The 6,161-nt window shown below is 68.4% G+C and carries 5 protein-coding genes and 1 pseudogene; 1 reads left to right on the forward strand and 5 read right to left on the reverse strand.

Annotation, left to right across the window (positions count from 1 at the left end):
- Positions 1-244: 244 nt before the first annotated feature.
- The 5 genes and pseudogenes from RMO30_RS11045 to rsmI all read right to left on the reverse strand — a co-directional run.
- Positions 245-1,129 (reverse strand): annotated as a pseudogene (locus tag RMO30_RS11045) (4-(cytidine 5'-diphospho)-2-C-methyl-D-erythritol kinase); the annotation flags it as partial.
- Positions 1,130-1,138: 9 nt separating this feature from the next.
- Positions 1,139-1,960 (reverse strand): 16S rRNA (adenine(1518)-N(6)/adenine(1519)-N(6))-dimethyltransferase RsmA, encoded by an 822-nt coding sequence (gene rsmA / locus RMO30_RS11050; protein WP_309713302.1) that lies wholly within the window; start codon positions 1,958-1,960, stop codon positions 1,139-1,141.
- Positions 1,960-2,874 (reverse strand): TatD family hydrolase, encoded by a 915-nt coding sequence (locus tag RMO30_RS11055; protein WP_309713304.1) that lies wholly within the window; start codon positions 2,872-2,874, stop codon positions 1,960-1,962. Before RMO30_RS11055 ends, rsmA begins: the two co-directional genes overlap by 1 nt.
- The gene (gene metG / locus RMO30_RS11060; RefSeq protein ID WP_309713306.1) at positions 2,871-4,430 is read right to left on the reverse strand and encodes a methionine--tRNA ligase; all 1,560 of its coding nucleotides are present in this window, start codon (positions 4,428-4,430) and stop codon (positions 2,871-2,873) included. Before metG ends, RMO30_RS11055 begins: the two co-directional genes overlap by 4 nt.
- 147 nt (positions 4,431-4,577) lie before the next feature.
- Positions 4,578-5,399: a 16S rRNA (cytidine(1402)-2'-O)-methyltransferase gene (gene rsmI, locus RMO30_RS11065; RefSeq protein ID WP_309713309.1), complete on the reverse strand. Its 822-nt coding sequence runs from the start codon at positions 5,397-5,399 to the stop codon at positions 4,578-4,580.
- A gap of 108 nt (positions 5,400-5,507) precedes the next feature.
- Between rsmI and RMO30_RS11070 the strand changes: the two genes are divergently transcribed.
- Positions 5,508-6,161, forward strand: a 654-nt coding sequence (locus RMO30_RS11070) for a phospholipid carrier-dependent glycosyltransferase (protein ID WP_309713311.1), incomplete at its 3' end; no start/stop codon positions are given.

Consider the following 6,161-nt stretch of genomic DNA (forward strand, 5'->3'; position numbering starts at 1 on the left):
CACGGCGATCGGCACTGGACGCGGCGACGAGCTCTCGCCCGCGCTCGCCCAGGGCACGTTCCAGTGGGTGCTCGCGATCGCCGACTTCGGACTCTCCACTCCCGGCGTCTATCGCGAACTCGACGAACACCGCGCCCGGCACGCGGGTGAGGTGGCGCCGCCCAGCCCCGCGCCGTCGGTCGGCGCCGACGTGCTTCAGGCGCTGCGCGCGGGTGACCCGCGCATGCTCGCCGCGGCGATGCACAACGACCTTCAGGCTCCTGCGCTGCATCTCGAGCCGTCGCTCGCCAAGGTGATCGAGATGGGGGAACGCAACGGTCGGGCCTGACCCTGACACGATTCCGGCGAGCGCGCCATTGCGCTCGCCGGTTTCGATCACCTTCGCGAGCGATGGCTCGAGGTGGAGGGTCGGGGCCTGCAGGTCGTTGTGCATCGCCGCGGCGAGCATCCGCGCGTCCCCGGCACGCAGCGCCTGCAGCACGTCGGTGCCGACCGTCGGCGCGGGGTTCGCGGGCGCGACCTCGCCCGCGTGGCGGGCCCGGTGGTCGTCGAGCTCGCGGTAGACGGCGGGGGTCGAGAGTCCGAAGTCGGCGATCGCGAGCACCCACTGGAACGTTCCTTGGGCGAGGGCTGGCGAGAGTTCGTCGCCGCGTCCCGTGCCGATCGCCGTGCCACCGGTCATCGCAAACGGAACGTCGGCGCCGAGCTGACGGGCGAGGTCGAGCATCTCGTCGCGCGGCAGGTCGGTTCCCCAGAGCGCATCGCAGGCCAGCAGGGTGGCCGCGGCATCCGCCGATCCGCCGCCCATGCCGCCGGTGACCGGCACGTGCTTCTCGATCTCGATGCGCGCGCCCCCGCGGTAGCCGGTGCGCTCGGCGAGCAGTTGTGCGGCTCGGATCGCGATGTTGGAGTCGTCGAGAGGCACCCGGCTGAGTTCGACGCTTCCGGTCATTCCGACCGTGAAGAACTCCGCCTCGGTCACCCGCACGTCTTCGTACAGCGACACCGCCTGATACGCGATTGCGACGTCGTGATACCCGTCGTCTTGCAACGCGCCGACCTCGAGATAGACGTTGACCTTGCCCGGCGCCCGCACATGAACCATGCGTGGCTGGTCCCGAGAGATCATCCCTCCACCCTAGCTACGGGCGATGGCGAGAAACTCCGCGACCGTGAGCTGCTCGCCACGAAGCGTCGGGTCGACCCCGGCGGCTTCCATTCGGGCGGATGCGGCAGCCGAGCTGCCGAGCACCTCGGCGAGTGCCTGCCGCAGCATCTTTCGGCGCTGCCCGAATGCGGCGTCGACGAGGGCGAAGGTGCGGACGCGTTCTTCGTCGGTACCCGGACGCTCGGCACGTTCGAAGGCGACGAGGATCGAGTCGACGTTGGGAACCGGCCAGAACACCTGCCGACTGACGCTCCCCGCGGTCGACCAGCGTCCGTACCAGGCGGCTTTGACGCTCGGTGAGCCGTAGACCTTCGACCCGGGAGGCGCTGCAATGCGCTGCCCGACTTCGGCCTGCACCATCACGAGTGCGGTCTCGAGCGACGGAACCGTCTCGAGCAGATGCAGCAGCACCGGCACCGACACGTTGTACGGCAGGTTGGCGACGAGTCGACGGGGTGACCCCGGGACGTCGACCCGCAATGCGTCACCCGTCACGACGACGAGCGGCGCCCCGGGAGCGAGCGCTTCGACAGTGCGCGGCAGCAACTCGGCGAGTCGAGTGTCGATCTCGACGGCCGTCACCCGCGCGCCGGCTTCCAGCAGTCCGAGCGTGAGCGACCCGAGCCCGGGCCCCACTTCGAGCACCTCGTCGCCGGGTTCGACGCGCGCGGTCTTCACGATCTTGCGCACCGTGTTGCCGTCGACCACGAAGTTCTGCCCGAGCTTCTTCGTGGGCTGCAGGTCGAGAGTCGCCGCGAGATCGCGGATCTCGGCCGGGCCGAGCAGTGCCATCAGCGGCCTGTCTCGAGGGGCGCGTCGATCGCGTTGTCATCCCACTTGCCGTATACGGCTTCGGTATTCGAAGAGATCTGCGCGGCGAGCATCGAGACGTCGGTGCCGAGGTGCTCCGCCATGAACCGTAACGTGTGCGGAAGGAGGTACGACGAGTTGGGCCGTCCCCGCCACGGCGCCGGCGTCAGGTAGGGGGCATCCGTCTCGATCAGGATGTTGGCGCGCGGAATCGCCTCGAGCGCTTCGCGGAGCGCCCCCGCGTTCTTGAAGGTGACGGTGCCCGCGAACGAAAGGAACCAGCCCGCGCCAGCGATCTCTTTCGCGAACTCGGCATCCCCCGAGAAGCAGTGAAACACGGTGCGCTCGGGCGCCCCCACCCGCCTCAGCACGCGCAACACGTCGCGGTGCGCGTCCCGGTCGTGAATCTGCAGGGCGAGGTCGTGCTCCTTGGCGATTGCGATGTGCGCCTCGAACGCGCGCACCTGCGCGTCCCGGCCGTCTTCGCCAGTGCGGAAGAAGTCGAGCCCGGTCTCGCCGATCGCTCGCACCCGCGGCCGGGCGGCGAGCTCGGCGATGCCGGCAAGGTGCTCGTCGAGCAGCCCGTTCTTCTCGAGCTCGGGCGCCTCATTGGGATGGAGCGCGACCGCGGCGAGCACGCGCGGCTCGTGGGAGGCGACTTCGGCACTCCAGCGCGAGGTCACCAGATCGGTGCCGACCTGGACGACCCCGCGTACCCCGACGCTCGACGCGCGGTCGAGCTGCTCCTTGAAGTCCAGCGGGTTGTCCCCGTCCGCAAACTCCAGGTGCGTGTGGTTGTCGTAGATCGGAACGACGAGCGGAACCGGCAGCGGCGGGTAGTCCGCGACTTTGTCGTCGGGACCGCGCTCGCGCGACCGCAGGAAGGGCTCGGTCACGAGTTCGCGGACTCCACTTCGACCCGCGGGAAGAGCGGATCGAGCGGCGACACCGTCCCGCCGCCGGGGCGGTCCCACGCCGTATCGACACGCTGCTCAAGCAGAGCCCCCGACTCGCCGAGCGCCGCCCAGAGCTTCGCCGTCGCCTGCGGCATGACGGGCGAGTAGAGCACCGCGAGGGTGCCGACGCCGTGCGCCAAGGTCGCCAGCACCTGGTCGAGTCGCTCGCTCTGGGCCGGATCCTTCGCGAGCACCCACGGCGCCTGGTCCGTCACGTACCCGTTGAGCGCGTCCACGAGTCGCTCGATAGACGCCAGAGCCTCATGGATGGCGAACGTTCCGATTGCCGCGTGGGCGGCATCCGTCACGTTCTTCTCCAGGTCGACGATCGCAACGTCGCGCGTCGCATCGGGGACCACGCTGTCGCGGTACTTCTCGATCATCGCGATCACCCGCGACGCGAGGTTTCCGAAACCGTTCGCGAGCTCGGCTTGGTAGCGCGCCGACAGGTCTTCCCATGAGAACGACCCGTCCTGCCCGAAGGTGATCGCCGAGAGGAAGTAGTAGCGAAACGCGTCGGATCCGAAGACATCCGTGATCTGCGCAGGGGCGATGCCGGTGAGCTTCGACTTCGACATCTTTTCGCCGCCCACGAGCAGCCAGCCGTGCCCGAAGACGTGGGCCGGTACCGGGAGCCCGGCAGCCATCAGCATCGCCGGCCAGATGACGGCGTGGAAGCGGGCGATGTCTTTGCCGACGATGTGCACGGCGGGCCAGCGACGGCGGAACTGCTCGGTGTCGGAGCCCCAGCCGACGGCGGTCGCGTAGTTGAGCAACGCATCGAACCAGACGTAGACCACGTGCGTCGGATCCCACGGCACCTTGATGCCCCAGTCGAAACTCGACCGCGAGATCGACAGGTCTTCCAGCCCCTGCTTGACGAACTGGATGATCTCGTTGCGCACGCTGTCGGGCTGCACGAAGTCGGGCTGCTCGTCGTACAGCTTCAGAAGCGCGTCGCCGAAGTCGCTCATGCGGAAGAAGTAGTTCTTCTCTTTGAGAATCTCCACCGGTCGGGAGTGAATCTTGCAGATGAAATGTCCGGCGAACTCGCCGTCTTCGGGATGCTCGAGGTCGTCGGGCTGCTTGTATTCCTCGCAACCGACGCAGTAGTAGCCCTCGTAGACGCCCTCATAGATGTGGCCCTCGTCGTAGAGCTGTTGCAGGAACTTGGCGACCGCGGTCTCGTGACGCTCATCGGTGGTGCGGATGAAGTCGTCGTTCGCAATGTCGATGGTGTCGAGCACGGGGAGCCAGGCCTCCGCGACGAGCTTGTCGGCCCATGCCTTCGGGCTCACGCCGTTGGCGGCCGCAGTGCGCTCGATCTTCTGTCCGTGCTCGTCGGTGCCGGTCAGCAGCCAGGTGTCGTCGCCCGACTGGCGGTGCCAGCGCGCGAGCACATCCGTCGCGACCTCCGTATATGCGTGCCCGATATGCGGGACGTCGTTGACGTAGAAGATCGGCGTGGTGATGTAGAAACTGCCGGGCTGAGACACGTGCTTCAGCCTAGCTTTCGGCGCTGGGCTGTTACGGGCTCACGGTGACCGGGGCGGCGGTGGCGCTGCTGCCGCACGGATGTCCTAACTCTCGGAATGGCGGCCCTTCGTCGACGACTCGTGCACGAAGGGCCGCCATTCCGAGAGTTAGGACGGCCCGCCTTTGGCCCGGATGGCGGCCTCGTACAGGTCGCGAGCCGAGAGGCCCGTCGCGGCGGCGACGTCGGCCGCGGCATCCTTCAATCGGATGCCGCCCGCTGCCAGGTCGAGCACCGTATCGACCGCTGCGGGAAGGTCAGCGATCGCGGGTGGTGAGCCGGCGACCACGACGACGATTTCACCCTTCGTGCCTGCCGAGTAACGGTCAGCAAGTTCGGCCAGCGTGCCGCGGGCGACCTCTTCGTACAGCTTGGTCAGCTCACGGCACACGGCGGCGCGACGGTCGGCGCCGAACACGGTCGCGAGGTCGCTGAGTGCGTCGCCGATGCGGTGCGGTGACTCGAAGAACACCAAGGTGCGGGTCTCGACAGCGAGGGGGCGGAGGGCTGCGACCCGGCCCTTGCGCGGCAGGAACCCCTCGAACGCGAACCGGTCGGTCGGCAGCCCGGAGAGGGCGAGAGCGGTGAGCACCGCGCTCGGCCCGGGGAGAGCGGTGACCGTGACGCCGGCTTCGATTGCGGCCGCGACCAGTGCGTAGCCCGGATCGCTCACGGTCGGCATGCCGGCATCCGAGAGCACCAGGACGTCTTCGTCGCGGGCGAGTTCGACCAGGTCGGCGGCGCGCTCGCGCTCATTGTGCTCGTGCAGCGCGACGAGCTTCGGCCGGTTCTCGATGCCGAGGCCGCGCAGCAACTGCACGGTGACGCGGGTGTCCTCCGCTGCGATCGTGCCAACGCGCTCGAGCGTCTCGATGAGGCGGCGGGACGCGTCACCGAGGTTGCCGATCGGCGTTGCCCCGAGAATGATCACTCCCCCATCATCCCGGGCTCACACCCCACGATTCGTGCGATTTGGCGTTCTGCCGACCCGATTCCCGCCAACTCGCACGAATCCTCGGGTCTAAGAGAGGATGTCGGGATGACGTTGCTCGAGCTGCCGGGATCGCGGCTCGACGACTGGTGGGGCCGGATGCAGAGCACCGAAGCCGCACGGCGGGCCTGGCGGTGGGGTGGTCCGGCTGTCGTCACCGCTGTCGCTGCGACCACTCGGCTGATCGGGCTCGGGCATCCCGGGGTGCTGGTCTTCGACGAGACCTACTACGTCAAGGACGCGTACACGCTCTCTCAGCTCGGCTACGAAGGCAGCTGGCCGGCTGAGGCGAACACGGCGTTCAACGCGGGTGATCCGTCGGGATATCTGCCCGGGGCTTCGTTCGTCGCTCACCCCCCGCTCGGCAAGTGGATCATCGCGGCCGGGATGGCGGCGTTCGGCGCTGACAACCCGGTCGGCTGGCGCATCTCGGTGGCGATCATCGGCATCCTGCTCGTCGTCCTCACGATGGGCATCGCCCACCTGCTGTTCGCCCGCCCGCTGCTCACCGTGATCGCCGGCGGGCTGCTGGCGATCGACGGCAACGCGATCGTGTTGAGCCGGGTCGCGCTGCTCGACACGATGCTCGCCTTCTTCGCCCTGCTCGGGGTGTTGTTCGTGTTCCTCGACCGGGGCTTCGCGAAACGTCGGCTCGCGGAATGGGTCGGGCGGCGCGGCACGACCGGCTGGGGCCCGGTGCTG

Source organism: Pseudolysinimonas sp., from assembly GCF_031389465.1.
GTDB lineage: Bacteria > Actinomycetota > Actinomycetes > Actinomycetales > Microbacteriaceae > Pseudolysinimonas_A.